Raw genomic sequence first — 26,997 nt, 5'->3', positions numbered from 1 at the left:
GGTCTGGATATACCGGTAGGTGGTTCTTAGTGCTCCGGGTGCAGGCTGTTGCCGATGTACATGGCGGCCAGCATCGCGAAGAGGAACGCCTGCAGGAACATGATGAACAACTCGAAGCCGGTCATGATGATCGTCATCAGGACACCGAGCACGCCGATGGGAGCGCCGAGCGGGCTCAGCTGCTCGAACAGGAACCAGAAGCCGACCATGCTGAAGAAGGCGATGAGCATGTGGCCGGCGAACATGTTGGCGAAAAGTCGCACAGCGTGGGTGAAGGGCGCGATGATCATGTTCGACAGGAACTCGATCGGCGCCAGCAGGACGTAGATGAACTTGGGGAGCCCCGGCGGGAACATCATGTTCTTGAAGTAGCCGCCGACGCCCTGGGTCTTGAATCCCAGGTAGAGCTTCAGCACGTAGATCGAGACGGCGAGCACGATCGGGAAGGCGATGTGCGAGGCGACGGGGAACTGGGCGAGCGGGATGACGCCCATCACGTTCCAGACCCAGATCACGAAGAACATGCTGAGCAGCAGGCCCATGAACCGGTCAGCGTCCTTGCCCAGGAAGGGCCGGGCGACCTGGTCGCGCACGAACATGTAGCCGACCTCGGCGACGTTCTGGACGCCCCTGGGCACGATCTTCGGATTGGAGAAGGCGGCCCACAGGAAGCCCAGCACGATGATCGAGCTGAGAACCGCCAGCAGCACAGGCTTGGTGAACCAGGTGACCCCGGAAATGATCGGGGGGAGTTGGAACAGTTCGTCCGGCGCCGGCGCCTTGAACTGATCAGGGTCGGCGAGGAGCGTCAGCGCGATCACGCGGCGTTCCCTTCAGCGTGGTAGGTGGTCACAACGAGTTCCTTAGGCGGGCGGGACCGCCGCGCGGAGTTAGCGGCCGTGCTTCCGGTAGACCAGGTAGACGGCGAGCACTGTCCCCAGGACGACGCCTATGGGGAAGAACGCGGACGTGTCGAGCCACCGGTCCAGCAACCAGCCAGCACCGCCGTAGACAACCATCCCGGAGAGCAGGTAGCTGGGAATCGACCACGCGGCGTTGGCGAAGTCGCGGCCGTCGTCCTCGGGCCGGCGTTTCTCTTCGCTCATCGCGCGCCCGACGATAGCAGGCACAGCCTGGACTAGTCATATCGGGCCCCGTCACTTTACCGGGGGTCATGACTTCTCCTGGCCCGGCACTGTGGCGTCGGGGTCCACGTACAGCATCTTGGTCTTCACGAACGCTCGCACCTCGCCGGCGGTCCACACGACGGTGCCGACCACGACCGTCCAGGCGAAGGCCTTCGGGTTCCACGCGGTCGTGTCGCCGAAGGCGCGCAGCATCGCCATGATGACCACGACCTTGACGAGATAGCTGACCATGGCGGCGATGGCCATCATCTGGGGGGACACTCGAGCGGCATAGGACACCGCTACCACGCTGACGCTGAAGAAAACCGCCACGAGCGCGAGTCCTACGACGGCGCCGAGTGCGCCCTTCCCGCCTGCCACCAGGAAGGCCACGATGACAGCGACGGCTCCTACCGCGAAGGTGGGCAGCGCGGCGCTCTTGATGACGCGCACGTCGTTGGCCTGCATCGGTGCTCCAGACAGCTAGTTAACAAGCGAGCGATTGCTACCCCATGAGCCGTGCACCACGGGGGCCCTGCTCGTGAAAGATATCACAAGCTCGTCTATGACCGCTTTTACCTGCCATTTCTAGTTCCCGATCAAGAACGCGCGGGAAACGCGGGGATAACGCTCGCATCCTCTTTCGCCGGATGCACCTGCTGGAACTCGGTCCTGATGGGCGGCATGGGTCCCGTGGGAGGGCCGTCGTCATCGTCGTCGGGGGTGTCCTTGCGCTTGGCGGCGTGCGCGCCGCCGCGCCCCCTCCACCGGGGCAGCGAGAAGAGCACCAGGACGGCCAGCGCCAGCACGATCACGATCGGGAAGTACACGACAGGCACGCCGCTCACCGACATGCCGACCAGGCCGAGCGCGAACACCGACGTCCACGCGTACATGATGAGCACGGTGCGGCGGTGGGAGTGGCCGATGTCGAGCAGGCGGTGGTGCAGGTGACCGCGGTCGGGCGCGAACGGCGACAGGCCCATCGACGTGCGTCTGATGACCGCGCTGATCAGATCGATCAGCGGGAGCACCATCACCGCGGCGGGCAGCAGGATCGGCATCAGCGCGCCGAACCTGTTCATCCCCTCGATCACCTCTGAGTCGACGGGCGTCACCGTGACCAGCGAGGAGGCCAGGACCAGGCCCAGCAGCATCGCGCCCGTGTCGCCCATGAAGATCTTGGCGGGGTGGAAGTTGTGCGGCAGGAAGCCCAGGCACATGCCGATGAGGATGGCGGTGATGGCCGCGGTGGTGTTGATCCGGTTCTGCTCGATGTTCTGGTCGAGGAAGATCGCGTAGACCCAGGTGGCGGCCGCGGCGATGCCGACGATGCCCGCGGCCAGGCCGTCGAGGCCGTCGACGAAGTTGACCGCGTTGATGGCGACGACCACGACCAGGATGGTGATGAGCGTGGACAGGTCGGGCGGCAGGCTGATCGTCTCGCCGTTGACCCACGGGACCCATGGCAGGTAGAGCCCGAAGTAGACCAGCACACCCGCGGCGCCGATCTGACCGCCCAGCTTGATGAAGGGGTCCATGCCCCACCAGTCGTCGAGGAAGCCGGTGAGCGTGATGAGCCCGCCCGCGGCGATCAGCGCGATCACAGTCCGGTCCTGGGCCAGCACCTCGCCCGTCTTGTCGAGCTGTTTGGCGGCCAGCAGGCCCGCCACGAGCCCGCCGTACATCGCGAGCCCGCCGAGACGCGGTGTCGGGACCGTGTGCACGTCGCGATCACGCACCTCGGGCATGGCTCCGATGCGGATGGCGAACCGCCGGACCAGCGGAACCAGCAGGTACGTCACCGCCGCCGCTACCAGTGCCATGAAGAGGTATTCGCGCACGGACCTAGTTTCCCGGATGTATCGGCCAGCTGTGACCGGAAATCGACACAGATCACCTTATAATTCACTGAGATAAGGCTGGTGTTTCCCCACCAGCTCAGAGACACGTTCCCGCACTTCGTTCGCCGTTTCCGGATATCTCACTGCGCGCGAGACCAGCGTCCCGACCTCTTCGAGCTCCTCCACCCCCATCCCCTGGGTCGTGACGCACGGAGTGCCCACGCGCAGCCCCGAGGTGATCGCGGGCGGCTCGGGGTCGTAAGGGATGGCGTTGCGGTTGAGTGTGATGCCCGCGGCCGCGCACCGCCGCTCGGCCTCGGCGCCGGTCACGCCTAGTCCGCGCAGGTCGATCAGCGCGAGATGGGTGTCGGTGCCGCCCGCGACGGGACGCATTCCCTCGAGCGCCGCGCAGAGGGTCCTGGCGTTCTCGACGACCCTGCGCCCGTAGTCGGCGAACTCGGGACGCATCGCCTCACCGAACGCCACGGCCTTCGCGGCGATGGCGTGCATGAGCGGCCCGCCCTGGACGAAGGGGAAGACCGCCCTGTCGACCCGCGCGGCCAGCTCCGCCGTGCACAGGATGCCGCCGCCGCGCGGCCCGCGCAGCGCCTTGTGCGTGGTGAACGTGACCAGATCCGCGTACGGCACGGCCGAGGGAATCGTGCCCGCCGCCATGAGACCGATGGTGTGCGCGACGTCGGCCATCAGCCACGCGCCCACCTCGTCGGCGATTCCCCTGAAGATGCCGAAGTCGATCAGCCGGGGATAGGCCGTCGCGCCACAGACGATCAGCTTCGGCCGGTGCCTGCGCGCCAGGTCGCGCACCTCGTCGTAGTCGATCAGCTCGGTGTCGCGCCGCACGCCGTACGACACGACGTCGAACCAGCGGCCGGAGAAGTTCACCTTGGAGCCGTGAGTGAGGTGGCCGCCGTGCGGCAGCGCCATCGCGAGCATCGTGTCACCGGGCTGGAGCAGTGCGGCGTAGGCGGCCAGATTGGCGCTGGCGCCCGAGTGCGGCTGCACGTTGGCGTGGTCGGCGCCGAACAGCGTGGTCGCGCGGCGCACCGCCAGCCGCTCGGCCCTGTCGACGACCTCGCAGCCGCCGTAGTAGCGCCTGCCCGGGTAGCCCTCGGCGTACTTGTTCGTCAGCGTGGACCCCAGCGCGGCCAGGACGGCGGGCGAGGTGAAGTTCTCGCTCGCGATCAGCTGCAGACCGCCGCGCACCCGCTCGATCTCGTCGAGCAGCACCTGCGCGATCTCGGGGTCCTCCCGCTGGAGGGCTCCGAAATCCGGGCCGTAGTACATTCATCCACTGTAAGCACCGGGGCCCCGATTTCCCACAAACGTCAGGCGGCGCGCCGACCCTCCTCAGGAGAAGGCGTGCGGCGCCCCCGCCGCGGCGGGCACCCAGCGGGGCGTGTCGGCGGCCTGGTCGCTGATGGCGGTCAGCACCGCCTGCCGGTACAACGCCAGCCTGTTACGCCACTCGGCCAGGTCCTCCACGTAGCGCGTCCCGACGGGGGCCTCCCACGTCTGCGGGCTGCGGGCCAGCTGGTAGGCCTTGTCCAGACTTGCCGTCAGCGTCTCCAGCATGGGCAGCACGGTCTGCCAGGCGGTGACCAGGCGCTGGTAGTCGGGGTTGAACTCCCAGACCCTCGGCTGGCCGTCCAGGGGGCTTCCCGACGTGGTCACGGGCGGCTGCTCGCCCGGCTGGCGCGGCTGCGGCGCCGGCGGATCGACGTACATGCGCACTCCCTTTCAGCTGCCGGGCGGGACGGTGGGACGGTCCGGCGCGCCTGGCTCGACCCGGCCTGGCTCGCCGTCGGGACCGAAGTCCTTCGGCACCCACTCGCCCTTGCCCCACTCTCCTGGCGGCACCTCGACGCCGGGCATCTCCATCGGCTCGATCTCACTGGCGCTCTCCACCAGTGTCCGCAACGCGGCGTCGGACGGCGCCCTGGCATCCACCGACACCACATCGCTCCCATCGTTCGCCCACCCGGCGACGACGTCCCCTTCCTGCTCAGTGCCAGCGACCGAACCCCGGCCGCTCGCAATCCCATCGGACCGCTCTGCCGGCCCTTCACCACCGGCCGTCCCCTCGGGCGGAGCGGCCGTTGGCGCCAATGGATTGCCGGAACCCTCGGGCGGCGCGACGGCAGGCGTCAACGGGGTGCCGGATCCGTCGGGCGCCACGACGGCAGGTGTCAATGGGGTGCCGGATCCCTCGGACGGTGCGACGGCCGGGCTTAGCGGGGTGGCGGGCCTTTCGGACGGCGCGTCGGTTGACGTCAGCGGGGCGGCGGATCCTTCTACGGAGGGAAGGTCGGTGGGTCTCACCTCGTCGACGTCGTCGAGGAGGTCGGCGATCTCGCGGGCGGTGGGCGGGTCGAGGGGTATCTGCAGGACCTTGACCCCGTCGACCTCCACGACCTGCGGCTTTCCCGCGTCGGTCTGGTCGATGTCGTCGGGGTGGTCCTTCTTGGGGGTGTCGAGGATGTCCTGACGTGACGTGTCGGGGCCGGTGCCCCTGTCGTGCCGGCTGTCCCTGTCGTCGTCCTTGGGCTGATCGGCCGGCGCAGGCTCCGGATCCTTCTTCGACTCCGGCTCCGCGGGCACATCCCTGGGCGTCGACTCACTCTTCGGCACAGGCTCCGGGTCCTTCTTCGACTCCGGCTCAGCAGGCGCGGGGTCCTTCTTGGACTCCGGCTCAGGGGGTGCGGGATCCTTCTTCGACTCCGGTTCCGGCGGGGTGGGGTCCTTCCTGGGCGCTGGATCCGAAGACGCTGGAGGGGTGGTGGTCTTCGAGGCGCGGTCCTCTTCGCGCGAATCCTCCGGCGCGGGGTCCTTCTCGCCGGACGCCGGCGTGCCGTTCGGGGAGAGGTCCTTGGCCTGCTCCCCCACCCGCGGCGCGGCCTCCTTCTTCTCCAGCAGCGCCAGCCGGCCCGTGACGTCGCGCGCCATCTCCTCGCACGCGTCGGCCACCTGCGAGGGCCGGTGCGTCGCGGGCGTGGCGAGACCCGCGGCCCTGGTGGCCTGCGCGACCCTGCTCTCGAGCGAACGCATCTGGACGGCGGCCCGCCGAACCTCGGCCAGCAGGTCGCGCACCAGTGTCGGATCCATACCGTCGAACGAGCCCATGGGGCTCACGGTAGGTGGCGTGCGCGGCCGTCCGCCTCAGGGATAAACAGAGAGCATCAATCAGTCGGTGGCGACGTAACCCACGATGCCGCGCAGTTTCTCCACCGAGATCGCGCCCTTCCTGAGCAGCCGCGGCACGGCCGTGGTCAGGTCGAGGATGGACGACGGCGTGTCGTCGGCGCACGGACCGCCGTCGAGGTAGACGGCGATCGCGTCGCCGAGCTGCTCCTCGGCGTTCTGCGCGGTCGTCGCCGCGGGCGCGCCCGAACGGTTGGCGCTGGAGACCGCCATCGGCCCCGTCTCCTTGAGCAGGTCGAGCGCCACGGGGTGCAGCGGCATGCGGACCGCGACGGTGCCCTTGGTGTCGCCGAGGTCCCACGACAGCGACCTGTTCGCCTTGCACACCAGCGTCAGCGGCCCTGGCCAGAAGGCGTCGATGAGGTCCTGGCCGTACGGGCCGAGGTCCTCCACCAGCGCGTTCGCCGCGCGTACGGTGCCCACCAGCACGGGCGGCGGCATGTCGCGCCCTCGGCCCTTGGCCTCGAGCAGCGCGGTCACCGCCGACGGGGTGAAGGCGTCGGCGCCGATGCCGTAGACGGTGTCCGTCGGCAGCACCACCAGCTCGCCCTTGCGTACGGCAGAGGCCGCGTCGGTCAGCCCGGCAGCCCTCTGCTCGGCATCTGCGCAGTCATAACGTCGTCCCACGGCGAGCAATCCTATTCCTGGCCGAACTTGGCGGTGACGAAGCGGTCCCTTCGGGTGAGGTCCTGGCGCAGGCGCGCGTCGCGCCAGCCCTTGTCCTCGGGGAAGAGACGGTAGACCGACTGGCCCTGCTCGTCGGCGTGCTCGACGGCGACCCAGCCGCCGGGCCTGAGCAGGCGGCGGGCCGTCCGCTCGACGGCCCTCACCTCGTTGAGCCCGTCGGCGCCGGTGCCGTACAGCGCCCGCGAGGGGTCGTAGTCGCGCACCTCGGGGTCGCGGGGGATGGCGCCGGGCGGGATGTAGGGCGGGTTGGAGATGACGAGGTCGACCTTGCCGTTGAGCTCGGGAAGGGCGTCGGCGAGGTCCTCGGGATGCAGGTGGACACGGCCCTGGCCGTGTTCGGCGATGTTGCGCTTGGCCCAGCCGTACGCGTCGGGGTCGACCTCCACCGCGTGCACCTGCGCGAGGGCGACCTCCTGCGCGATCGACAGCGCGATCGCGCCCGAACCGGTGCCGAGGTCGACCACCAGTGGTTCGGCGACGTCCATCTCGCGCAGCCGTTCGATCGCCCAGCCCGCGACGACCTCGGTCTCGGGGCGTGGGACGAACACGCCGGGGCCCACCGCCAGCTCCAGATAGCGGAAGTAGGCGTGTCCCGTGATGTGCTGCAGCGGCTCACGGGCCTCGCGCCTGGCGACGCCCTCCCAGAAGAGGGCGTCGAAGTCGGCGTCCTTGACGGTGTGGAGCTCGCTTCTGCGCACGCCGTGGACGAACGCCGCGATCTCCTCCGCGTCAGTGCGCGGGGACGGCACCCCGGCCTCGGCCAACCGGGCGGTTGCGAGAGCGATCTCGTCCAGCAGGAATGTCATGAGTGTTGTGCGAGCTTCTCCGCCATTTCGGCGTCGATGAGGGCCTGGGTGACTGCGCTCAGTTCTCCGTCGAGCACCTGGTCGAGGTTATACGCCTTGAAGCCGACGCGGTGGTCGGAGATGCGGTTCTCCGGGAAGTTGTAGGTCCTGACGCGCTCAGAACGGTCCATCGTGCGCACCTGGGACTTGCGCTCGGCCTGCGCCGCGGCCTCGGCCTCCTCCTGCGCCACGGCCAGCAGCCTGGCGCGCAGGATGCGCATCGCCGACTCCTTGTTCTGGAGCTGGCTCTTCTCGTTCTGGCAGGAGACGACCACGCCGGTCGGCAGGTGCGTGATGCGGACCGCCGAGTCGGTGGTGTTGACGCTCTGCCCGCCGGGGCCGGAGCTCCGGTAGACGTCGATGCGCAGGTCGTTGGGGTCGATGTTGACCTCGACCTCTTCGGCCTCGGGGTAGACCAGCACGCCTGTGGCGCTGGTGTGGATGCGGCCCTGCGACTCGGTGACGGGCACCCGCTGCACGCGGTGCACGCCGCCCTCGTACTTCAGCCTGGACCACACGCCCTCTTCGCCCTTGGCCTTGATGGCGACCGTGACGTCCTTGTAGCCACCGAGGTCGGAGTGCTGGGCGTCGATGATCTCGGTCTTCCAGCCGAGGCGCTCGGCGTAGCGGAGGTACATCCGCAGCAGGTCGCCCGCGAACAGCGCCGACTCCTCACCGCCCTCACCCTGCTTGATCTCCATGATGATGTCCTTGTCATCATTGGGGTCGCGCGGGATGAGCAGGTGCTTGAGCTTCTCCTCGAGCTTGGGGATGCGCTCCTCGAGGTGAACCGCCTCCTCGGCGAAGCCCGCGTCCTCGGTCGCGAGCTCCTTGGCCGCGGCGAGGTCGTCCCTGACGCTCTCGAGCTCGCGGTAGGTGCCGACGATCGGGGTCAGCTGGCGATAACGCCTGCCGAGCGTGCGGGCCTTGTTCTGGTCTGCGTGCACGGCGGGGTCCGCGAGCTGCTGCTCCAGCTCGGCGTACTCACTGAGTAGTTCGTCGAGATTCACCGTGCGTCCTTCTTCCGCTTTGTCGCCGCCTCTTCACCAAGAACGCCGACCCGGGAGCGCGCGTGCGCGTCTCCGGGCCGGCGTCAGGGAAGCTACTTGCTGGCCTTCTTGCCGAAGCGCTGCTCGAAGCGCGCCACGCGACCGCCGGTGTCGAGGATCTTCTGCTTGCCCGTGTAGAACGGGTGGCAGGCGGAGCACACGTCGGCGTGGATGGAGCCGTTCTTCGCGGTGCTACGCGTGGTGAAGGTGTTGCCACAGGTGCAGGTCACCTGGGTCACGTTGTACTCAGGGTGAATGTCGCGCTTCATTGCAGTCCTTTCGGGGTGCGGTCGCCGGGTCGCTCGTACGACTTGCGCGCTGGTGCACACTGAGTGGTTTCGCGCGCGGCGGGAACCGGTACCGCTTTCGGTTCAGCTACCAGTGTGCCAGATCCTTCAACCATCCCAGGCCACAGGTCATTCCACGCGATCCGATGGACGGCTCGAATCAGCCCCAGTAGTCTCAAACGTCCAATCCGTAACTTTTCTCACATATACACCGATGCAAGGGGCCCCATCACATGAAGAAAAGGATGCGGTTGCTGCTGGCGACCGCAACGGGGGTGGCTGTGCTCGTCGGGGGCGCCAGCCTCTCCTCGGCCAGCGCATCCGTGTCGCAGGCGGCGTACGCGGCCGCCGACGACATCACGAACGTCTCCGTGAGCAGCGCCTACGTGCCCGCGGACAAGGAACTCGAAGTCAGCGTCACCTTCGCGGTCGCCAACCCGCTCGGCAGCGGCACAGGTCCTGCTCAGGACGCGGACAAGGTCTCGATCACCTCCGCCGACATCACCCCTCCCGGCAAGAGCGCCAAGGCGGTGTCGGTCTCCTACACCGCGCCCGCGAACGTCGCCGACGGCCAGCCGCGTCCTACGACAGCTTCGGGCAGCGGCAAGTTCACCATCACCAAGGACGACCCGTCCGGTGACTGGACCCTGAAGATCGTGACCTCCCGCGGCACGAACAGCTTCACGGTCAAGGTGGCCGGCAAGCAGGGCATCACCGGCGCCTCGGTCAACCCGAACCCGGTCAACCTGCTCAAGGGCCACGAGGTCAAGGTCACCGTCCAGGCCGCGGTGAAGGACGCGTCCCTCGTCAGCGCCAAGATGACGAGCGACACCACCTCCGAGTACTACGACCTCGGCAGCCTCGAGCTCGGCAGCGACGGCTACTACACGGGCACCGTGTACTTCACCGACGACAGCGCACCGGGCGACTGGACGCTGGAGATCTCCGCCAACCGCGGGGGCGAGACCCTCAAGGGCGTCGGCTCGTTCACGGTGAACGCGCCGGTCGGCGGCGCCTCGAAGAAGGCGAAGTCGAAGGTCACGCTGGGCGCGCCCAGCAAGGCCAAGGCCAGCACGGCGTTCAAGCTGTACGGCAAGGTCACCCGCGGCTCGAAGGCGTACTCGGGCAAGATCGTCGAGGTGTACTTCAAGAAGAAGGGCACCACGAAGTACAAGTTCATGGGCTTCGCCAAGGCCACTTCGACCGGCAAGTACACCAAGGCGGTCAAGCAGCGCTACGACGGGTACTGGCGCGTCAAGGTCCCCGCCACCAGCAAGACCTACGGCTCCTGGTCCAGCCAGAAGTTCGTCGACGTGAAGTAGTACCGAGATGATGACACGGCCCGCTCCCTAGGGAGCGGGCCATGCGTTTTGGGGCAACTTGTGGGAACACGGGCCCATCCGGTCCTGGCACAACCAATCCCGCTTGCGCGAATCCCCGTTCAATACATAAGGTCTACGTTATATTTCCTCATGACTTGGGAGATCGTCCTTCTCGAGCCCGTGGAATCCTGGTTTCTCAAGCTCTGCGAGGCTGACCCAGATTCAGCGACTCTGGTAGAGAGCGCTATCGATCGACTCGCCGAGATCGGTCCCACCCTCGGGCGACCCTTGGTCGATACCCTGAACGACGAAGACATGAGCAACCTCAAAGAACTGCGGCCAGGCTCCCGCGGTCGATCTGAGATTAGAATCGTGTTCGTCTTCGACCCAGACAGAGAAGCGATCTTCCTTGTCGCAGGGGGCAAGGCCGGCAAGTGGTCCCGGTGGTACGACGAGGCAATCCCGCTGGCCAAAGCCAGGTATGCCGAGTACCGAGCTGAGAAGGAGGGGGAGGACGAGCGATGAGCCCTGCGCGCCGATGGCAGGAGGTCAAGGCGGAGGCCCACCGACTGCACCCTGAGCTGGCCGATCCGAACCGGCACGCCGCCGCCGATGCTCGCCTGGACGCCTATGTGGCCGGATACCACCTGAAGGAACTACGCAAGTCTGTGGGCAAGACCCAGGCGGAGGTCGCCGCCGCGCTGGGCATCTCCCAGGCCAGGGTCTCCCAGATCGAGAACGGCGACCTCGAGTCCATGGAGCTGGAGACCATCCGCGCCTATGCGGCGGCGCTCGGCGGACATGTGGATGTGACGATCAGCGTCGGGCCTCACTCGATCAAGGTCGCATAGCCGAGCAGCAGCGAAAGCGCGTTGAGGCATGTCCGCTCCCCCGAGGGCGCAAAAACGACTGGCTCACATCGCTGAGCATCCACCTGCGCGCCTGACACTGACGCCTTCAGGTCGACCTAAGCCTTGGAAGTGATCCAGCTCCGAGCCTCTCCATCGGGGATCCTTCAACTCCGCAACACCTTCACCACGGACGTGCCGGAGTGCCGAAGGTGTGGGGGCCGGCAGGCCACCACTGGGGGTGCGGGGCGTGCCCCGCTCAAAACCGCCCGAGCCGAAGGCGAGGACGATGCCTTTGTGGGGATGCGGGGGACGCTGAGCCCCCACACGACACAGCCCGAGCCCGAAGCGCGAAGCTCCCCTGTGAGGACCATGCAGTCGGGCCCCGAGGCGCGGAGAACGCCTCGGGGCCCGATAGTTCTGCTGTCAGTCGCGGTCGGAGCTGACCGTGGTCTTCTGGACCTGGAGGAGGAACTCCGCGTTGGACTTCGTCTCCTTCATCTTCTCCAGAAGCAGCTCCAGCGCCTGCTGCATGTCCAGCGCGTGGAGCACCCGACGCAGCTTCCAGACGATCTGGAGCTCGTCCTTGCCCATGAGGATCTCTTCCTTACGGGTGCCGGACGCGTCGACGTCCACCGCGGGGAAGATGCGCTTGTCCGCGAGCGAACGGTTGAGCTTGAGCTCGGCGTTGCCGGTGCCCTTGAACTCCTCGAAGATGACCTCGTCCATCTTCGACCCGGTCTCGACCAGGGCGGTGGCGAGGATCGTCAGCGAGCCGCCGTTCTCGATGTTGCGCGCGGCGCCGAAGAACCGCTTCGGCGGGTAGAGCGCGGTCGAGTCGACACCACCGGACAGGATGCGTCCGGACGCGGGGGCCGCCAGGTTGTAGGCGCGGCCGAGGCGGGTGATGGAGTCGAGCAGGACGACCACGTCGTGGCCCAGTTCCACCAGGCGCTTGGCGCGCTCGATGGCGAGCTCGGCGACGGTGGTGTGGTCCTCGGCGGGACGGTCGAAGGTCGAGTGGATGACCTCGCCCTTCACCGAGCGCTGCATGTCGGTGACCTCTTCGGGCCGCTCGTCCACGAGCACGACCATCAGGTGGCACTCGGGGTTGTTGCGGGTGATCGCGTTGGCGATCGACTGCAGCACCATCGTCTTACCGGCCTTGGGCGGGGAGACGATGAGCCCGCGCTGGCCCTTGCCGATCGGCGCCACGAGGTCGATGATCCGCGTGGTCAGGATGTTGGGCTCGGTCTCCAGGCGCAGGCGCTCCTGCGGGTAGAGCGGGGTGAGCTTGTTGAAGTCGGGCCTGTTGCGGGCCTGCTCGGGGTCCATGCCGTTGACGGTGTCGAGGCGGACCAGAGCGTTGAACTTCTCGCGGCGCTCACCGTCGCGCGGCTGGCGGACGGCGCCGGTGATGACGTCGCCCTTGCGCAGGCCGTTGCGGCGGATCTGGGCCAGCGACACGTACACGTCGTTGGAGCCGGGCAGGTAGCCGCTCGTCCTGACGAACGCGTAGTTATCGAGGATGTCGAGGATTCCGGCGATCGGGATGAGAACGTCGTCGTCGCCGATCACGGGCTCGTTGCTGTCGAAGCGGTCACGGCCACGGCCGCGGTTGCGCTCCCTGAACCTGCCGCGCCTGCCACGCCCGCGCTCGTCCTCGTCGCCACCGCCGCGCTGGTCGGCGCCACGGTCCGGGCCACGATCCTGGCCGCGGTCACGGTCCTGGCCGCGGTCCTGGCCACGGTCGCGGTCCTGGCCCCTGTCGCGCTCCTGACCGCGGTCGCGGTCCTGGACGCGGTCACGGTCGCCACGCTCGCGGGTGCGCTCGGCGTCGGTGCGCTGCGGCTGCTCGGCGCGCTCCTGGCGCTCGCCGCCGCGCTCCTGGCGCTCGCCACGCTCACCGCGCTCGCGGCGGCTGCGACGCTCGCCACGGTCACGACGGCTCTCGCGGTCGCGGCCTTCGGCCTGGATGTCGGTCTGCTGCTGCTCCACGACGGGCTGCTGCTGCTCCACGACCGGTGCGGCGGCCGCCGCGACAGGCTCGGGAGCCGCGACAGGCTCGGGGGCAGCGACAGGCTCTGCGGCCGCAGCGGGGCGGGAACGTTCCCGACGGCTGCGGGTGGGGCGCTCGGCCACGGCCGGGGCCTCCGCGACGGCGGGGGCGGGCGCCTCCGCGGCGGGGGCGCTGTCACCGGCGCCGACTCCCTGCTTCTCCTGGATACGCGCGATGAGCTCGCTCTTGCGCATCCGCCCGGTCCCGCTGATGCCCAGCTCGGCGGCAATCTTCTGCAGCTCGGGCAGCACCTTCGCGGACAGTCCGGTGCCGGAGCGACGCGCGCGAGGCTTGGCCGCGGCGCGGGTGGGGGTGTCGCCGGACGCGCTCGCGGACGAGCCGGAAGCGTCGGAGAGGAGTTCGGTGGTGTCGCTCAACTAAGGGTCCTTCCCAGGGGTCGGGCGTCGGCCATGATCAGCCGATCGTCCCGGAGGTGCTGTCGATCCGGCGGGACAGACCGGGTCGGGGTGCACTTTGCGATCTTCGGCCGCCGCGCAGGACGGCCGCCACGGTTGGGGAGGGGTTCGTCCAGGTCGCCACAGGACGGTGGCGCGTGGAGGGAACCCCCCAGATTGCTGTCGCCAGCCAGATGTCGAGGTGGTTCGAACGCGCACTTCCCCGGATTCGCCGCCTCGCGTCGCGCCGACCGGGTGTGGGCCAACCGGAGCGAACGGATTCGGGGAGACAGCCGCGCTGCTCACGCCTCGCGACGTGAAGCATGATGCAACGTTGTGTGGCTGACAAGCACGCACCCAACAAGGGGGCATCTGGTGCGGCTACCAGCCTAACATCACCAGCGCACACGGCTATTCCCTGAAGGTCTAAGAGGCATCAGCGTGTCTCGGGGACTGAACGCTCGCACCGTCCTGGTCGACGTCCATTAGCTGGATGTGCCAGTCATTACCCACTTCTGGCGCGATCAAATCCTGCGTATCCGGTGTCGAAAACGCAAGGATCGTGGGACCCGCTCCTGAGACGACGGCGGGCACGCCCACGGCACGCAGCCGTTCTACCAGCTCCGCGGTCCGCCGCATGGCAGGCGCGCGGTAGTGCTGGTGAAGACGGTCTTCCGTGCCGGAGAGTAGCAGCTCACGGTCAGGGCGCTGGGTCAACGCGGCGATCAGCAGTGCTGCCCGCCCCGCGTTGAAGGAGGCGTCTTTGTGGGGCACTTCCTTCGGCAGCAGCCCCCGCGCGGCCTCGGTGGACAGTCGCGTAGTGGGTATGAGCGCGACCGGCCTGATGCTCGCATCGGGGACCAGCTTCACCATACGCGCGGTGCCGTACTGGTCGGTCCACGCCACTGTCAACCCGCCCGCCAGACAGGGGGCGACGTTGTCGGGATGCCCCTCCATCTCGGTGGCGAGCGCGAAGACGGCGTCGTCGCTGAGTTCTCTTGTTCGCTGAGAGCCGAGCGCCGCCTGCGACTGCGGGCCGTCCTGGCCCGCCATCGGCGTGTACGGCATGCGCGCGAGCGCGCGGGCGGCGAGGATCCCCGCGCAGATGGCGGCCGAGGAGGACCCGAGGCCACGCGCGTGCGGAATCCTGTTGCGGCAGTGCAGCCGGATGCCCGCGGGCTGCGGGGCGTCCATCCGCTCGAAGGTCTTGCGCATCGCCCGCACGACGAGGTGCCCGTCGCCGAGTTCGAGCTCTCCCGCGCCCTCGCCCTCGACCGTCACCTCGACCCGCGACGTGCCGCTCTCGGGCGTGAACAGGCTGGCCTCGACCTCGTCGTGGAAGGCCAGCGCCAGACCGAGCGAGTCGAATCCGGGGCCCAGGTTGGCGGAGGTCGCCGGAACCCGGACGACGACCGTGCTATCGGTCATGCAGCTCCTCGGGATAAGGATGCGCCGTGACGGCGGGAACCGTGGTCCTGCCGGGCGCGCGCCCTCGCGGGAGGGCGCGCGGCGGACACGGAGGCGGCCAGGGCGGCTTGCCGTACGGGATGGGGGCTACAGCAGGTCGAGCGCCGACGCGGCCGCGTGGACGTCGATGGGGATGGTGACCGGCGCGGGAGCGCCGGAGATCGCCCAGTCGGGGTCCTTGAGACCGTTGCCCGTCACCGTGCAGACGATGCGCTGGCCTGGGTCGACCAGCCCCTGCGCGTGGGCGTGCAGCAGTCCGGCGACGCTCGCGGCCGAGGCGAGCTCGACGAACACGCCCTCCTCCTGCGCCAGCAGCTTGTAGGCGGCGGCGATCTGCCGGTCGGTCACCGCCTGGATGACGCCGCCCGACTCGTCGCGCGCCGCCTCGGCCAGCCGCCACGAGGCGGGGTTGCCGATGCGGATCGCGGTGGCGATGGTGTGCGGGTGCGTGACGGGCGCGCCGTTGACGATGGGCGCCGCGCCGCTGGCCTGGAAGCCGAACATGCGCGGCGACGTGCCGTACTCCTGGTAGCCCATCCAGTAGGCGGAGATGTTGCCGGCGTTGCCGACGGGGATGCAGTGGATGTCGGGCGCGGCGCCCAGCGCGTCGACGATCTCGAAGGCGGCCGTCTTCTGCCCCTGCAGGCGGTACGGGTTGACCGAGTTGACCAGCGCGATCGGGTAGTGCTCCGACAGCTTGCGGGTCATCTCGAGACAGTCGTCGAAGGACCCCTCGACCTGCAGCAGCGTCGCGCCGTGCACGAGCGCCTGGGCCAGCTTGCCCATCGCGATCTTGCCGCGCGGCACCAGCACGGCGCAGGTCAGGCCCGCGCGTACGGCGTAGGCCGCCGCCGAGGCGGAGGTGTTGCCGGTGGAGGCGCAGATGACCGCCTTGGCGCCCTCCTCCACGGCCTTGCTGATGGCCATGGTCATGCCACGGTCCTTGAAGCTGCCGGTCGGGTTCGCGCCCTCGACCTTGAGGTAGACCTCGCAGCCGGTCAGCGCCGAGACGCGGTTGGCCGGGAGGAGCGGCGTGCCGCCCTCCAGGAGCGTGACCACGGGCGTCGTCTCGCTCACCGGCAACCGGTCCCGGTATTCCTCGATGAGGCCTCGCCATGCCCTGGTCATGATTCGCTCCTGCGACTACCTGCGGTGTTGGGCACAGAGTCTACGGCCACCGGGCTCGGCGGGCGGTAGGTGCGTCCATCAGATGGACAGACTCCACCGCCAATACCCGGCAACCCCGGATAAGGTCTCCCACAGGGGACGGGGAGGCTGGACCACGATGACTGCGATGACGCAGAACGACTACTCCGCACTGACACCGCCGCAGGTCGGCCGATGGTCGCCTGAGCTGTCCGTGAGCGTCGTCATCCCCGCGCACGGCGGCCCGCACCTCGACCTCACGCTCGCCGCGCTGGCCGCGCAGACCTACCCCGAGCACCTGATGGAGGTGGTGGTCGCCGACGACGGCAGCGCGCCGCCGATCGAGCTGCCGGAGATCAGGCCGGTCAACACCAGGATCGTGCGCGTCACCGACGGCTGGGGCATCTCCCACGCGGTGAACACCGGGGTGAAGGCGGCCGACGGCGAGATCATCCAGCGCCTCGACGCCGACATGGTGGCCTGCCGCGAGCACATCGAGGCCATGGCCCGATGGCAGCACGCGAGCGACTACGTGGTCTCGATCGGGATGAAGAAGTTCGTCGAGAAGCCGCCGCTGACGCCCCAGACGGTCTTCGCCGCCGCGCGTCTGGGCGAGCTGTTCGACCTGTCCACGGCGCTGCCCAGCTCGACCGAGGCGACGATCGAGAAGACCGACGGGCTGCGGAAGAGCCGCAACCCCTACCACGTGTGCACGGGGCCGACCTTCGCCCTGCGGCGCGAGGTCTTCCACGCCGTGGGCGGGCTCGACCCGCACGTCCTTCGCGGCGAGGACACCGAGTTCGCCTACCGGCTGGCGATGCACGGCGTGGTGTTCGTGCCGGAGCCGCTCGCCGAGGCCGTCCATCTCGGCCTGCCCGCGCAGCACCGCGACCGCGAGCGCGCGGTGCGGGTGGTCGAGCCGTTCCTCGCCCACCGCATCCCGCTCAGGCGCGACCTGCGCAAGGACAGGGGGCGGCGGTGGCTGGTGCCGTACGTGGAGATCGTGCTGGACGTCACCGACACCTCCGAGTCGACGGTACGGCAGGCGGTGGCCGCCGCGCTCGACGGCAAGGTGCAGGACGTCGTGGTGACGCTGGTCGGGCCGTGGTCGCGGATGGGCGACGAGCGGCGTTCCGTGCTCGGCGGCCCGTGCTTCGAGCTGCGCATGATGCGCGAGCTCTACGCGCACGACGAGCGGATCAGGCTGATCGACGAGGCCGCGCCGACGCCCGCGCCCACCCCTTTCCGCTACGTCGGCCCCGTGGACGTGCCGCTGCACAAGGCGACGCTGGAGCGGATGATCGAGTCGGTCCAGAAGGACCTCGCGGGCGTGCTGGTCGTCGACCTGCCCGACGGCCGCACCGCCAGGCTGGAGCGCACCTCGGCGCTGGCGCGCGCGAGGCTGCTGGCCGAGCCGTGCGCCGACCTCGACGAGATCATCCAGGTCACCCACGGCGTACGGCACGAGCCGCCCGACCGCTTCTGGCCCGCTCCCGCCGCGCCCAAGCCGGTCTCGATCCCCGCGCCCAAGCCGGCTGTCCCTGAGGAGCGCACGCTGCTGGGCCGGTTGAAGTCCGCGCTGCGCCCGAACTGACCAGAGGTCGGAGCTCTGCGCTCAGGCCCTTCGCCGGAGCGCGCGTCTCACCGACGCGGTGAGGGCGGCGCGCAGGCCCTGCTGGACTCGTCCGGCGGCGGCGAGCTGGCGGCGCAGCGTGCCGACCTCGCGGCGCAGCTCGACCGTGCTCCTGCGCCACTTGCCCGACTCCTCGCGCCACCTGTCGACCTGGCCGCGCAGCCGTTCGACCTCGGCCCTGAGTTTGGCCGCCTCGGCCTGCGCCTCGGTCCTGGCCCGGTAGGCGCCGCGACGGCCGAGCGGGACCCGGGCCTGCCTGGCGAAGCCGTAGGTCTCGCCCTCGACCCAGCGCACCCCGAAGACCGCGTCGACGGCGTCGTCGAGCTCCTCGCCGGGCTCGAGCACGACGCGGGCCCTGGCGAAGGCGGCCGTGCGTTCGAGGCGCGCGGTGACGACGCCCTCGCCCGACTCCGACAGCAGCACGTTGACCAGACCCTGGCCCTCGTCCTTCGCGATGTCGAGCAGCCTGGCGAGGCTGTCCTCCCCCGGCGTCCAGCCGGCGGGCAGGCGCAGGACGTACGGCACGGCGGGGTCGACGTCGCCGGTGACGGACAGGCGGACCCTGCCCTCGTGGGCGTAGTGCCCCTGCAGCAACACCAGGTCGAGCGCGGGGTCCTTGAGCGGCGCCCTGCGGTCGCGGTCGAGGACGTCCCACGGGCCGACCAGCGTGACGGACACGTCGGGCACGGTTCCCGCCAGAAGCGCGTCGACGGTGGCCCGCACGTCCTCGTAGCCGCCCTCGTCGGCGCGCACGACGGCCTCGACGAACGGGACCTTCCATTGACGGCCCGGATGGGAGCGCAGCCATCGGTAGGCCGGGATGCGGTCGGCGACGGTGGCGTGGCTGACCCTGTCGATCGGGGCCTTGTCGCGCATGCGCATGGTCGGCCCGAGGTGGTAGGCGCGGGCCTGGGGCTCCGGCACGAAGACGGCGCCGGCCTGCGCCAGGCGGTAGCCCATCTCGGTGTCCTGGCCGAGGATGAGCTCCTCGTCCATCGGGCCCGCGGCGGCCACCAGCGCGGCGTTGACGGAGGTCGCCCCGCCGACGTGGAGGCTGAAGGGCCTGGTCGGGTTGGCGGTGAGGCCGTCCGTCCGCTCCACGAGGTCGACGATCCACGCGTGCGGCTCGGCCGGCTCGAAGGCCGACTCCAGGTCGCCGGGCAGCCTGGCGGGCGCGGGCGCGGAGGTGAAGCGGATGTAGCCGGTGACGACGAGGTAGGGCGCCAGGTGGTGCCAGCGCATGTGCGCCTCGATCGCCCTGGGCGTGAGCACCACGTCGGAGTCGAGCCAGTGGATGACCTCGCCCGAGGCCACGGCCAGCCCAGCGTTGCGGGCGGCGGCGCGCCCCGGGCTCTCGCAGACGATGAGCTTGGCCCAGGACGGCGCGCGCAGCGGCGGCGCGCTGCCGTTGTCGACGACGACGACCTCGACGAGGTGCGCGGGGTAGCTCTGCTTCTCGATCGCCTCGAGGACGAGGTCGAGTTTGTCCTGCCCGCCGTACGCGGGGATGATCACGCTGACGCTCATCCGCGGCGTCCACGAGCCGAGTTCGGGGACCTCCAGCACGCGGTAGTCGTTACCGCGCACGCGCGTCATGAGGCTTCCAGCAGGAGGCTGGGCCGGAACCCGCGCCACTGGTTGTGCGCGACCTTGAGGAAGTGCGACAGGGGCAGCTGCCAGGTGTGCCCCTCACTGTGAGAGCGGCGCAGCACGTAGCCGAGGCCGTGTGTGCGGTAGATGCGGGCGCCCCTGGCGTGCTGCGACTTCAGCAGCGCCGCGTCGACCCCCCTGGGCAGCGGCTCGAAGCCGGGGAAGTCGTCGCGGGAGAGCAGGATCGTGCCGCCTGCCACGAAGTCGGTCCAGACCTCGCTCGAGTAAGAGGTCCGACGAATCGTGGTGGTGAGGGGCTCCAGATAGAAGAACTCGGCGGCCGTTCCCACGATGTCGGCGCCCGAGGCCCGCTTGGCGAGCAGCAGGTCGGACAGGTGCTCGGGGCCGTACCAGTCGTCGTCGTCCCACTTGGCCACGAACTCGCCCGAGGCGCGGGCGGCGGCGCTGTCGAGCAGCGCGCCGAACGGCACGTCGGCGCCGGCCGACACGGCGCTGATCGGCAGGTCGCACTCCTCGACGGCCCTGCGCGCGAGCGGGTGGTCGGCGATGCCGTGCAGGCCGAGCAGCACCTCGACCTCGACGTGGCGCTGCAGGGCGATCTGGGCCAGCGCGGAGGCGAGCAGGTGCGGCCGCTTGCTCGACATCACGATGCTGACCGTGGGGGTGAGCGGGGGTCTCGGCGCCAGGCGGCGCAGCCGTACGCTGTGCTCCTCGCGGCGCAGGTCGGCCACGCACCTCGGCCCCGCCTCCCTGTTGACCGACAGCCAGGCCCTGTCGGTCAGAAGCGCGGCAAGGCCAGAGGGAACCCAGTCAGGCACCCGGTCAGGAACCGACGAGGTGAGCGGCACCCCCGCGAAGGCGAGGTTCATGAGCCCGTCGAGGGCCGCGCGCCGCTCCCGCTCGGCCGGGTCGGCGGGCCACTCCACCGACAGGCCGCGCAGCGGCCTCAGCGCGTCGACGCCCGGCAGGCCACCCGGCTCCGCGCCGAGGCTCCATCCCGCGTCGCTCCAGCACAACCGCTCGATTCCCGCGGTGGGGGTACGCAGGTAGCCGGCGGCCCCTCGCGTCTCCACGAAGGGAATGGCGGTCATGGGAGGCGCTCCTCGTCCTGTCGTCCACGGGCGCGCCTACTTTACGCCGCTTTGACGCGGACGGAAGAGAGGGTCATTCCGAACGAGTTGGCCTGGGGGTTCGTTCCCAGCAATCGTCCAGGAAGTTATGGCACGGTAGTGGCCGCTGTTGACTATGGTGTAAATATCCCCACTTTTCCCAGCCGCACGTCATCGGACGAAGTAACACGGAAGGTATGCGCGGATGCTCTCGCCCCGCCACCTGGCAGCGATCGCCATCCTCGGAGGTCTCGTGCTGGCCGCCCTCGGGGTGCTCTCGCTCACCGGTGCCGTCTCCCCCGCCGCCGCGCTCGCCGCGGCCGCGTTCCTGCTCGCGCTGTCGGCCCTCGCCTTCCTGGTGCTGACCGTGCGCCGCCTGGACGGCAAGGCCCACCGCATCGACCTGCGGGTCAAGAAGATCGAGAACGGCCTTGCCCAGACGGGCACCGGCCTGAAGCGGATCGAGTCCCGCATCGACCGGCTCTCGGCCGCCGTCGAGGAGGCGGCGACCAGGCGCAGCGAGGACCTCAGCGCGATCCTCGCCTCGCTCGGCGAGGACAGGGTCAACGCGATGACCCACGCCGAGGAGGTGGCCGAGCTCAGGGCCGCGCTCCGTGAGCTGCGCGAGGAGCGCGTGTGAAGGTCCTCCGCAACGACTACGGCTCGCTCCGCCCGCCGCCGATCGGCGCCTGGACGCCCGAGCTCACCGTCACGGTGGTGATCCCGGCCTACGACTGCCAGGACGAGCTCGACAGGACGCTCGCCACGCTGGCCGCCCAGACCTATCCCGCGCACCTGCTCGACGTGGTCGTGGTGGACGACGGCAGCGATCCCCCGCTGCGGGCGGAGGGCGCGAAGGTCGTCAGGGTGCGCGAGGGCTGGGGCAGGGGCAACGCCAGGAACGTGGGCGCGCGGACCGCGACGGGCGACGTGATCCACTGGCTCGACGCCGACATGATCCTCGCGCCCGACCACATCGAGGCGCACATGCGCTGGCACCACCTGCTCGACTACGCCGTGGTGATCGGTGACATCGTCTTCGGCGACGACTTCGACAGCGGGACCGCCCAGCCGTACACGGCGAAGATGCTGGCGGAGACCCGCAGGCTCAGGGACGCGGGGAGCAACGCCTACCTCCTGCACACCGGGGCCACGACCTCGGTCTCCGCGCGGCTGCTGGCCGACGCGGGCGGGGTCGACCCGCGGCTGAACATGGCCGAGGACACCGAGCTCGGCTACCGCCTCGCCCAGGCGGGGGCGGTGTTCATCCCCGACGGGGAGGCGCGCAGCCTGCACGTCGGCGAGTCCACGGTGATGCGCAGGCAGCAGGAGGTCCACCGGCACAACTGGTCCTACCTCGGCGACCACATCCCCGACCTGCGGTGGCTGCGCAGCCATCCGCGCAGGCAGTGGCTGGTGCCCTACGTCCAGGTGACGGTGGAGGCGGCGGGCTACGAGGCGACGCGGGCCACGGTCGACTCCGCGCTGGCCGGGTCGGTGCCCGACGTGGCGGTGACGCTGGTGGGCCCCTGGTCGCTGCTGAGCGAGGGACGGCGCTCGAACCTCGACGACCCGCTGCTCGACCTGCGGCTGCTGCACAACCTGTACGCGCACGAGCCGCGCGTGTCGTTCGCGTGGAAGGCGCCCGAGAGCGTGGCGCCCACGCCGTACCTGCTGAGCGTGCCGCCCGGGTGGGTGCTCGGCGCCGACAGCGTGGCCAGGCTGGTGGCCCTCGACGAGGGCCTGGTCAGCGTGGCGCTGGAGGAGAGCGCGAGCGGCGTGGTGTCCGCGCGGCTCGAGCGCACCGCGGCCTTCGCCAGGGCGCGCAGGGTGGGCGGCGAGCTCGACGCGCTGGTGGACGAGATGTTCGGCTCGGTGTGGGTCGGCGGGCACGAGTACGGCCTGGCCACCGCCGAGGACGCCGAGCCCATCGCCGGCGACCCGGCCAAGTGGCGGGCGCTGGCGGCCAGGCGGCGAGACGAGATCAGGGCGCTGGAGGCCCAGGTCGCCGCGCTGCGCGAGGAGCTGGCGCAGGCGAAGGAGGAACCGGCCAAGACCGGTCTCGCGACGTTCCTGAGGCGCGTCATATGATCGCCGACCTCGTTCGCGAGGCGCTGGAGCGCGGAGGACGGGTCTTCCAGGCGGGCCTCGACGCCCACAGCGGCGCCACCGACCTCGACCACGAGCTGGTCGAGCCCGGCGCCGGGCGCGTCAAGGAGGTGCTGGTCCTCGCCGGCAGCCCCGCCGACCTGCGCAGGATCGCCACCCTGCACAAGCTGCTGCCCGAGGCGGAGCGGGTCGTCGTCGCGGTCGCCGACACCCCCGCCGCGCATCCCGCCCCCGTGCCCACGCCGACCCCCGCGCACCGCTGGAGGTCGCTGACCGAGCTGCGCGTCTACCAGCCGAAGAACCGCGTGTGGGTGGTGGACGCGCGCTTCTCCGCGCCCACGCCCGCCGGCCGTACGGTCGCCGCCACCGCCCGCGCCTTCGCCGGACACCGGCTCGACGTGATCGCCGCGCCTGCCGCGGCCATCGCGGGCGTCGGCGCCGCCGACTGGCGGCCCGGCGACCCGAACGCGACGCCCACCGAGCTGACCGGCCCCGTCCCCGACCGGGTCGGCGCGCCCGGCGGCGACATCGTGCTGCGCACGGTCGAGGACGACGTGGAGTGGTCCGAGGACGAGCAGCCGGTGGACCGGCCGACGGTCGAGGCGGCCAGCTGGGAGCGGATCGGCCGCCCCGGCGGTACCGACCTGGCCGTCGTGCCCGCGGAGCCCTCGATGATCCCGCCGGTGGACGAGCGCCTGGTGAACCCGATGGGCTTCGTCACCACCCCGTCGCGCGGGATGGCCCTGCTGGCCGAGTCGGGCGGCCGCTGGTCGGTCGTGCTGGACGGAAAGCCGGTGGTGACGTTCGCCGCCTCCGGCGGCGTGACGGACGCCGACGTGGCCAGGCTCAGGCAGATCAGGGGCGTGGAGATCGACTGGCGCCACGCCCACAGCGGGCCGCTGCCCGCGGTCAGGGTGCTGGCCGGGCTCGCCGCCGCCGGCGTGCCGTTGGTGGCGGCGGAGGTGCCGCGGTGGGCGGGCGCGATGGGCGAGCGGCTCTCCTCGCTGCTCACCACCCCCGTGGACCTGGCCGACGACCTGCGGCGCGAGGAGCACAGCGTCCGGCTGCGCCGTGAGGCCCTGCGCACCCACGGCGTGGCGGCCCGATGGGAGCAGCTCGGCTCACCCGCGCCGGCTCCCCCGCTGACCTCGGTCCTGCTGGCCACCCGCAGGCCCGCCATGGTCGGCTTCGCCCTCGAACAGGTGGCGAGGCAGCGAGACGTCCAGCTCGAGGTGATCCTGGCGCTGCACCGGGTCTCGCGCGACCACCCCGACGTCGTGGACGCCGTCAAGCGGTTCGACCGGCCGATCACCGTCTTCGAAACCGACGCGATCTTCGGCGAGGTGCTGAACGACGCGGCCTCCCGCGCCTCCGGCTCGTTCCTGCTGAAGATGGACGACGACGACTGGTACGGGCCCGACTTCCTGTCCGACCTGCTGCTCGCCCACTCTTACTCGGGCGCCCAGGTGGTCGGGACCGTGCCGGAGTTCGTCTATCTGTCGTCGATCGACGTGACCGTGCACCGCACCCAGATCACCGAGCAGATCACCAGCTTCGTCGCGGGCGGGACGATCCTGGTGGAGCGGTCGGCCTTCCAGGCGGTCGGCGGGTTCAGGCCGCTGCGGCGCTCGGTCGACACGCAGTTCCAGGAGGCCCTCCAGGCGGCGGGCGGGCAGATCTACCGCACCCACGGCCTCGGCTACATCCTGCGCCGCGGCCCGGCCGCCGACCACACCTGGCAGGAGCCGATCGGCACGTTCCTGCAGCGCAACAGGCAGCAGTGGCGCGGCTTCCGGCCGAACGCGCTGATGGAGCTGGTCCCGTGAGGATCAGGCGCAACGACTTCGGCGTGCTGGAGCCGCCCGCACTGGGCGCGTGGAAGCCGTCGATGACGGTGACCGTGGTGATCCCCGCCCACGGCGGGCAGGAGAAGCTCGACCTCACGCTGGCCGCGCTGTCGAACCAGACCTACCCCGCGCACCTGCTCGACGTGATCGTGGTCGACGACGGCAGCCCCGTGCCGCTGCGCGCCGGCCAGGTCTCCAGGGCCGAGGTCATCAGGGTGCGCGAGAGCTGGGGCAGGGCGGCGGCCGTGCAGGCCGGAGCCGACGCGGCCACCGGCGAGGTCGTGCTGGTGCTCGACGCGGACATGGTGCCCTACCCCGAGCACGTCGAGGCGCAGATGCGCTGGCACCACCTGGCCTCCTACCTGGTGGTCCTGGGCTGGATCGACTTCACTGACCCGCCGGCGCTGCCCTCCCCCGCCGAGGTCGCGGCGGGGGTGGCCGACCTGTTCCCGATGTCGCCGCACCGGCACGACTGGGCCGAGGAGATCATCGCCAAGCACGACGGGCTGCGCTCGGCGCCCAGCTCGCTGGTGTCGCGGGTGCACGTGGGGGCGACGGCGTCCTATCCCACGTGGCTGCTGCGGGCCTGCGGCGGCATGGACACCGCGCTCAAGCTCGCGGAGGACACCGAGCTCGGCTACCGGCTGACGCAGGCGGGAGCGGTGTTCGTGCCCGATCCCGAGGCGCGGGCCTGGCATGTCGGGGTGCCGACGGCCATGCGCTCCTTCGCCGAGCTGAAGCGCTACAACGATCCGTTCGTCGCCGACCGCGTGCCGTACCGGCGCTACCTGCGGACCGACAGGGGGCGGCAGTGGCTGGTGCCGTACGTGGAGGCGGTGGTGCCGGCGGGCGGCTACGAGGACACCCGCGCCACGGTCGACGGCCTGCTGGCGAGCTCGCTGCCCGACGTCCGCGTCACGGTCGAGGGGCCGTGGGAGTCGCTGACCGACTCGCGCCGCGCTCCGCTGTCCGATCCCCTGCTGGATCTGCGGCTGCTGCGGGCCCAGTTCGCCCACGACCCCCGTGTACGGCTGGCGCCCGCGTCCGAGACGATGGCGCCCTTCCGCCTGCTCTGCCCGCCGGGCTGGATGCCCGGACCCCAGACCGTCGAGGGGCTCGTCGGCCACCTGGAGGCCACCGACGGCGGCGCGCTGTGCATCGCGCTGGACGAGACGCCCGAGGGCGTGGTGTCCGCCCGCCTGGACCGCACCGCCGCCGTCTCCCGCGCCTCGCTCCTGATCCAGCCGGACGAGCGGTTCGACGACGTCCTGGACGAGGTGTTCGGCGTGGAGTGGGTGGACGGGGCGGCCTTCGGGTTCTCCCGCAGGCCCCGCCTGTACCCGCCGCGCAGGCGTCCGGTGCCCGAGCACGAGCGGCTGGCCAGGCAGCGAGAGAAGGAGCTGGAGAGGCTGCGCGAGCGGGCGGCGGCGCTGCGCGCCGAGGTCGCCCAGCTGCGCAGGGAGGCGGCCAAGGGGCGCAGGGACACCGCGCGCTGGAAGGAGAAGGCCGAGAACTGGCGGCGCGAGGCGGTCAGGCTGGCCCGCGAGCAGGACCGCACCGTGCTCGACCGGGCCGTGCGGCGCGTGCGCAACCTAACCTTCCCCGGCCGCTGACCCCTCCTCGGCGTAGTCGAGGCCCAGCGCCGCGCACAGGTCGCGCAGGCACTCCTCGAAGACCGGCGCCGCGTCGGAGTAGGCGAAGTCCAGCTGGTGCAGCACCTCCATGCACAGCAGGCCGTACAGCCTGATCCAGCAGGAGAGGAACACGTGCGCGGCCTCGGGCGGCAGGCGTCCGCCGATGGCCGCCGAGTAGTCCTCGAGCTGCCGGCGCAGCGGGGGCGCCAGATCGGCCAGGTCGGGCACCGGGAACGTCCTGGTCGTCCAGAGTTCGGCGATCTGGTCGAGGAACACCTGCTCGAAGCGCAGGCCCGCCTGATGGCGCGGCGAGCCGGGAGCCTGGTTGGGCGGGGCGATCGGGCTGGCGAAGATCCAGCCGAACTCGGCGGGGTGGGCGACCGCCCAGTCGCGCATGGCGCGACACGTGGCCAGCAGGCGCCGGGCGGGCCGGGCGGCGGCGTGGGAGTCGCGCGCCGCCTCCATCGTCTCGGCCAGCTCCCTGAAGAAGTCCGCGGTGACCGCTCCGACCAGCTCCTCGAGCCCGGAGAAGTAGTGGTAGAGCGCGGGGCCGCTCATCCCCACCTCGCGGGCGACCGCATTGACCGTCACCGCGGCGGCGCCCTGCGTGACCAGCAACCTGCGCGCCGCCGTGCGGATCTCCTCCAGCGTCGCCTGCCTGAGCCTGTCCCTGCGACTCGTCCCCACAGCCGTGCCCACTTCCGTCGTCCTCGTCCGCGTTGACAGCCTAGGGCATCTATGTTTCCTTAAGGATCTAAG

General features: G+C 70.3%; 25 protein-coding genes. 8 read left to right on the top strand and 17 right to left on the bottom strand.

Going from position 1 to position 26,997, the window contains the following annotated elements; genetic code table 11:
• Positions 1–26: 26 nt before the first annotated feature.
• From atpB to rpmE, 11 genes are all read right to left on the bottom strand, one after another.
• Positions 27–821 carry a F0F1 ATP synthase subunit A gene (gene atpB, locus H4W81_RS44510; RefSeq protein ID WP_192780303.1) on the bottom strand — a complete coding sequence of 265 codons (795 nt, stop codon included), beginning with the start codon at positions 819–821 and terminating at the stop codon, positions 27–29.
• Between the two features lie 69 nt (positions 822–890).
• Positions 891–1,106, bottom strand: a complete 216-nt coding sequence (locus H4W81_RS44505) for an AtpZ/AtpI family protein (protein WP_192780302.1) — start codon at positions 1,104–1,106, stop codon at positions 891–893.
• Positions 1,107–1,172: 66 nt separating this feature from the next.
• A complete protein-coding gene (locus H4W81_RS44500; protein WP_192780301.1) occupies positions 1,173–1,595 on the bottom strand; it encodes a Cg1360 family ATP-synthase-associated protein in 423 nt (140 codons plus the stop codon).
• A gap of 131 nt (positions 1,596–1,726) precedes the next feature.
• Positions 1,727–2,971 (bottom strand): glycosyltransferase family 4 protein, encoded by a 1,245-nt coding sequence (locus H4W81_RS44495; protein WP_192780300.1) that lies wholly within the window; start codon positions 2,969–2,971, stop codon positions 1,727–1,729.
• Between the two features lie 57 nt (positions 2,972–3,028).
• The gene (locus H4W81_RS44490; protein WP_192780299.1) at positions 3,029–4,276 is read right to left on the bottom strand and encodes a serine hydroxymethyltransferase; all 1,248 of its coding nucleotides are present in this window, start codon (positions 4,274–4,276) and stop codon (positions 3,029–3,031) included.
• 63 nt (positions 4,277–4,339) lie between these two features.
• Positions 4,340–4,717, bottom strand: a complete 378-nt coding sequence (locus H4W81_RS44485) for a hypothetical protein (protein WP_192780298.1) — start codon at positions 4,715–4,717, stop codon at positions 4,340–4,342.
• A gap of 12 nt (positions 4,718–4,729) precedes the next feature.
• Positions 4,730–6,112 (bottom strand): hypothetical protein, encoded by a 1,383-nt coding sequence (locus H4W81_RS44480; RefSeq protein ID WP_192780297.1) that lies wholly within the window; start codon positions 6,110–6,112, stop codon positions 4,730–4,732.
• 60 nt (positions 6,113–6,172) lie between these two features.
• On the bottom strand, positions 6,173–6,817 hold the full coding sequence (locus tag H4W81_RS44475) for an L-threonylcarbamoyladenylate synthase (protein WP_192780296.1): 645 nt from the start codon (positions 6,815–6,817) through the stop codon (positions 6,173–6,175).
• Between the two features lie 11 nt (positions 6,818–6,828).
• Positions 6,829–7,683: a peptide chain release factor N(5)-glutamine methyltransferase gene (gene prmC, locus H4W81_RS44470; RefSeq protein ID WP_192780295.1), complete on the bottom strand. Its 855-nt coding sequence runs from the start codon at positions 7,681–7,683 to the stop codon at positions 6,829–6,831.
• Positions 7,680–8,732, bottom strand: a complete 1,053-nt coding sequence (prfA, locus tag H4W81_RS44465) for a peptide chain release factor 1 (protein ID WP_192780294.1) — start codon at positions 8,730–8,732, stop codon at positions 7,680–7,682. Before prfA ends, prmC begins: the two co-directional genes overlap by 4 nt.
• A 92-nt stretch (positions 8,733–8,824) precedes the next feature.
• Positions 8,825–9,040, bottom strand: coding sequence for a 50S ribosomal protein L31 (gene rpmE / locus H4W81_RS44460; RefSeq protein WP_183649136.1), 216 nt, complete (start codon positions 9,038–9,040; stop codon positions 8,825–8,827).
• Between the two features lie 251 nt (positions 9,041–9,291).
• Here rpmE and H4W81_RS44455 point away from each other — a divergent pair, with 251 nt between their 5' ends.
• From H4W81_RS44455 to H4W81_RS44445, 3 genes are all read left to right on the top strand, one after another.
• On the top strand, positions 9,292–10,380 hold the full coding sequence (locus H4W81_RS44455) for a COG1361 family protein (RefSeq protein WP_192780293.1): 1,089 nt from the start codon (positions 9,292–9,294) through the stop codon (positions 10,378–10,380).
• 150 nt (positions 10,381–10,530) lie between these two features.
• Entirely contained in the window at positions 10,531–10,905 is a 375-nt protein-coding gene (locus tag H4W81_RS44450) for a type II toxin-antitoxin system RelE/ParE family toxin (RefSeq protein ID WP_192780292.1), read from the top strand.
• Positions 10,902–11,231: a helix-turn-helix domain-containing protein gene (locus tag H4W81_RS44445; RefSeq protein WP_192780291.1), complete on the top strand. Its 330-nt coding sequence runs from the start codon at positions 10,902–10,904 to the stop codon at positions 11,229–11,231. The genes H4W81_RS44450 and H4W81_RS44445 overlap by 4 nt, the downstream gene beginning before the upstream one ends.
• A gap of 423 nt (positions 11,232–11,654) precedes the next feature.
• Here H4W81_RS44445 and rho read toward each other — a convergent pair whose 3' ends face one another.
• The 3 genes from rho to thrC all read right to left on the bottom strand — a co-directional run bounded on the left by rho (position 11,655) and on the right by thrC (position 16,277).
• A complete protein-coding gene (rho, locus tag H4W81_RS44440; protein WP_192780290.1) occupies positions 11,655–13,664 on the bottom strand; it encodes a transcription termination factor Rho in 2,010 nt (669 codons plus the stop codon).
• 444 nt (positions 13,665–14,108) lie between these two features.
• Positions 14,109–15,110 carry a homoserine kinase gene (locus H4W81_RS44435; protein WP_192780289.1) on the bottom strand — a complete coding sequence of 334 codons (1,002 nt, stop codon included), beginning with the start codon at positions 15,108–15,110 and terminating at the stop codon, positions 14,109–14,111.
• A gap of 126 nt (positions 15,111–15,236) precedes the next feature.
• On the bottom strand, positions 15,237–16,277 hold the full coding sequence (gene thrC, locus H4W81_RS44430; RefSeq protein WP_192780288.1) for a threonine synthase: 1,041 nt from the start codon (positions 16,275–16,277) through the stop codon (positions 15,237–15,239).
• A 166-nt stretch (positions 16,278–16,443) separates the two neighbouring features.
• Here thrC and H4W81_RS44425 point away from each other — a divergent pair, with 166 nt between their 5' ends.
• Entirely contained in the window at positions 16,444–17,889 is a 1,446-nt protein-coding gene (locus tag H4W81_RS44425; RefSeq protein ID WP_225959084.1) for a glycosyltransferase family 2 protein, read from the top strand.
• A gap of 21 nt (positions 17,890–17,910) precedes the next feature.
• Here the strand turns inward: H4W81_RS44425 and H4W81_RS44420 are convergent, their stop codons facing one another.
• Positions 17,911–19,524 (bottom strand): glycosyltransferase family 2 protein, encoded by a 1,614-nt coding sequence (locus tag H4W81_RS44420; protein WP_192780286.1) that lies wholly within the window; start codon positions 19,522–19,524, stop codon positions 17,911–17,913.
• Positions 19,521–20,630 carry a glycosyltransferase family protein gene (locus H4W81_RS44415; RefSeq protein WP_192780285.1) on the bottom strand — a complete coding sequence of 370 codons (1,110 nt, stop codon included), beginning with the start codon at positions 20,628–20,630 and terminating at the stop codon, positions 19,521–19,523. Before H4W81_RS44415 ends, H4W81_RS44420 begins: the two co-directional genes overlap by 4 nt.
• A gap of 223 nt (positions 20,631–20,853) precedes the next feature.
• Here H4W81_RS44415 and H4W81_RS44410 point away from each other — a divergent pair, with 223 nt between their 5' ends.
• The 4 genes from H4W81_RS44410 to H4W81_RS44395 are packed head-to-tail and all read left to right on the top strand — an operon-like array spanning position 20,854 to position 26,217.
• The gene (locus H4W81_RS44410) at positions 20,854–21,288 is read left to right on the top strand and encodes a hypothetical protein (protein WP_192780284.1); all 435 of its coding nucleotides are present in this window, start codon (positions 20,854–20,856) and stop codon (positions 21,286–21,288) included.
• Positions 21,285–22,739: a glycosyltransferase family 2 protein gene (locus H4W81_RS44405; RefSeq protein ID WP_192780283.1), complete on the top strand. Its 1,455-nt coding sequence runs from the start codon at positions 21,285–21,287 to the stop codon at positions 22,737–22,739. Before H4W81_RS44410 ends, H4W81_RS44405 begins: the two co-directional genes overlap by 4 nt.
• Positions 22,736–24,583, top strand: a complete 1,848-nt coding sequence (locus H4W81_RS44400) for a glycosyltransferase (RefSeq protein ID WP_192780282.1) — start codon at positions 22,736–22,738, stop codon at positions 24,581–24,583. Before H4W81_RS44405 ends, H4W81_RS44400 begins: the two co-directional genes overlap by 4 nt.
• Positions 24,580–26,217, top strand: coding sequence for a glycosyltransferase (locus tag H4W81_RS44395; RefSeq protein ID WP_192780281.1), 1,638 nt, complete (start codon positions 24,580–24,582; stop codon positions 26,215–26,217). Before H4W81_RS44400 ends, H4W81_RS44395 begins: the two co-directional genes overlap by 4 nt.
• On the opposite strand, the gene H4W81_RS44390 is transcribed toward H4W81_RS44395, so the two are convergent.
• The gene (locus H4W81_RS44390; protein WP_192780280.1) at positions 26,197–26,937 is read right to left on the bottom strand and encodes a TetR/AcrR family transcriptional regulator; all 741 of its coding nucleotides are present in this window, start codon (positions 26,935–26,937) and stop codon (positions 26,197–26,199) included. The genes H4W81_RS44395 and H4W81_RS44390 overlap by 21 nt on opposite strands.
• Between the last annotated feature and the right edge of the window lie 60 nt (positions 26,938–26,997).

Source organism: Nonomuraea africana, assembly GCF_014873535.1.
GTDB classification, from domain to species: Bacteria; Actinomycetota; Actinomycetes; order Streptosporangiales; family Streptosporangiaceae; genus Nonomuraea; species Nonomuraea africana.
The sequence above is the reverse complement of the archived record's forward strand: the minus strand, read 5'-3'. Positions and strand labels throughout refer to the sequence as shown.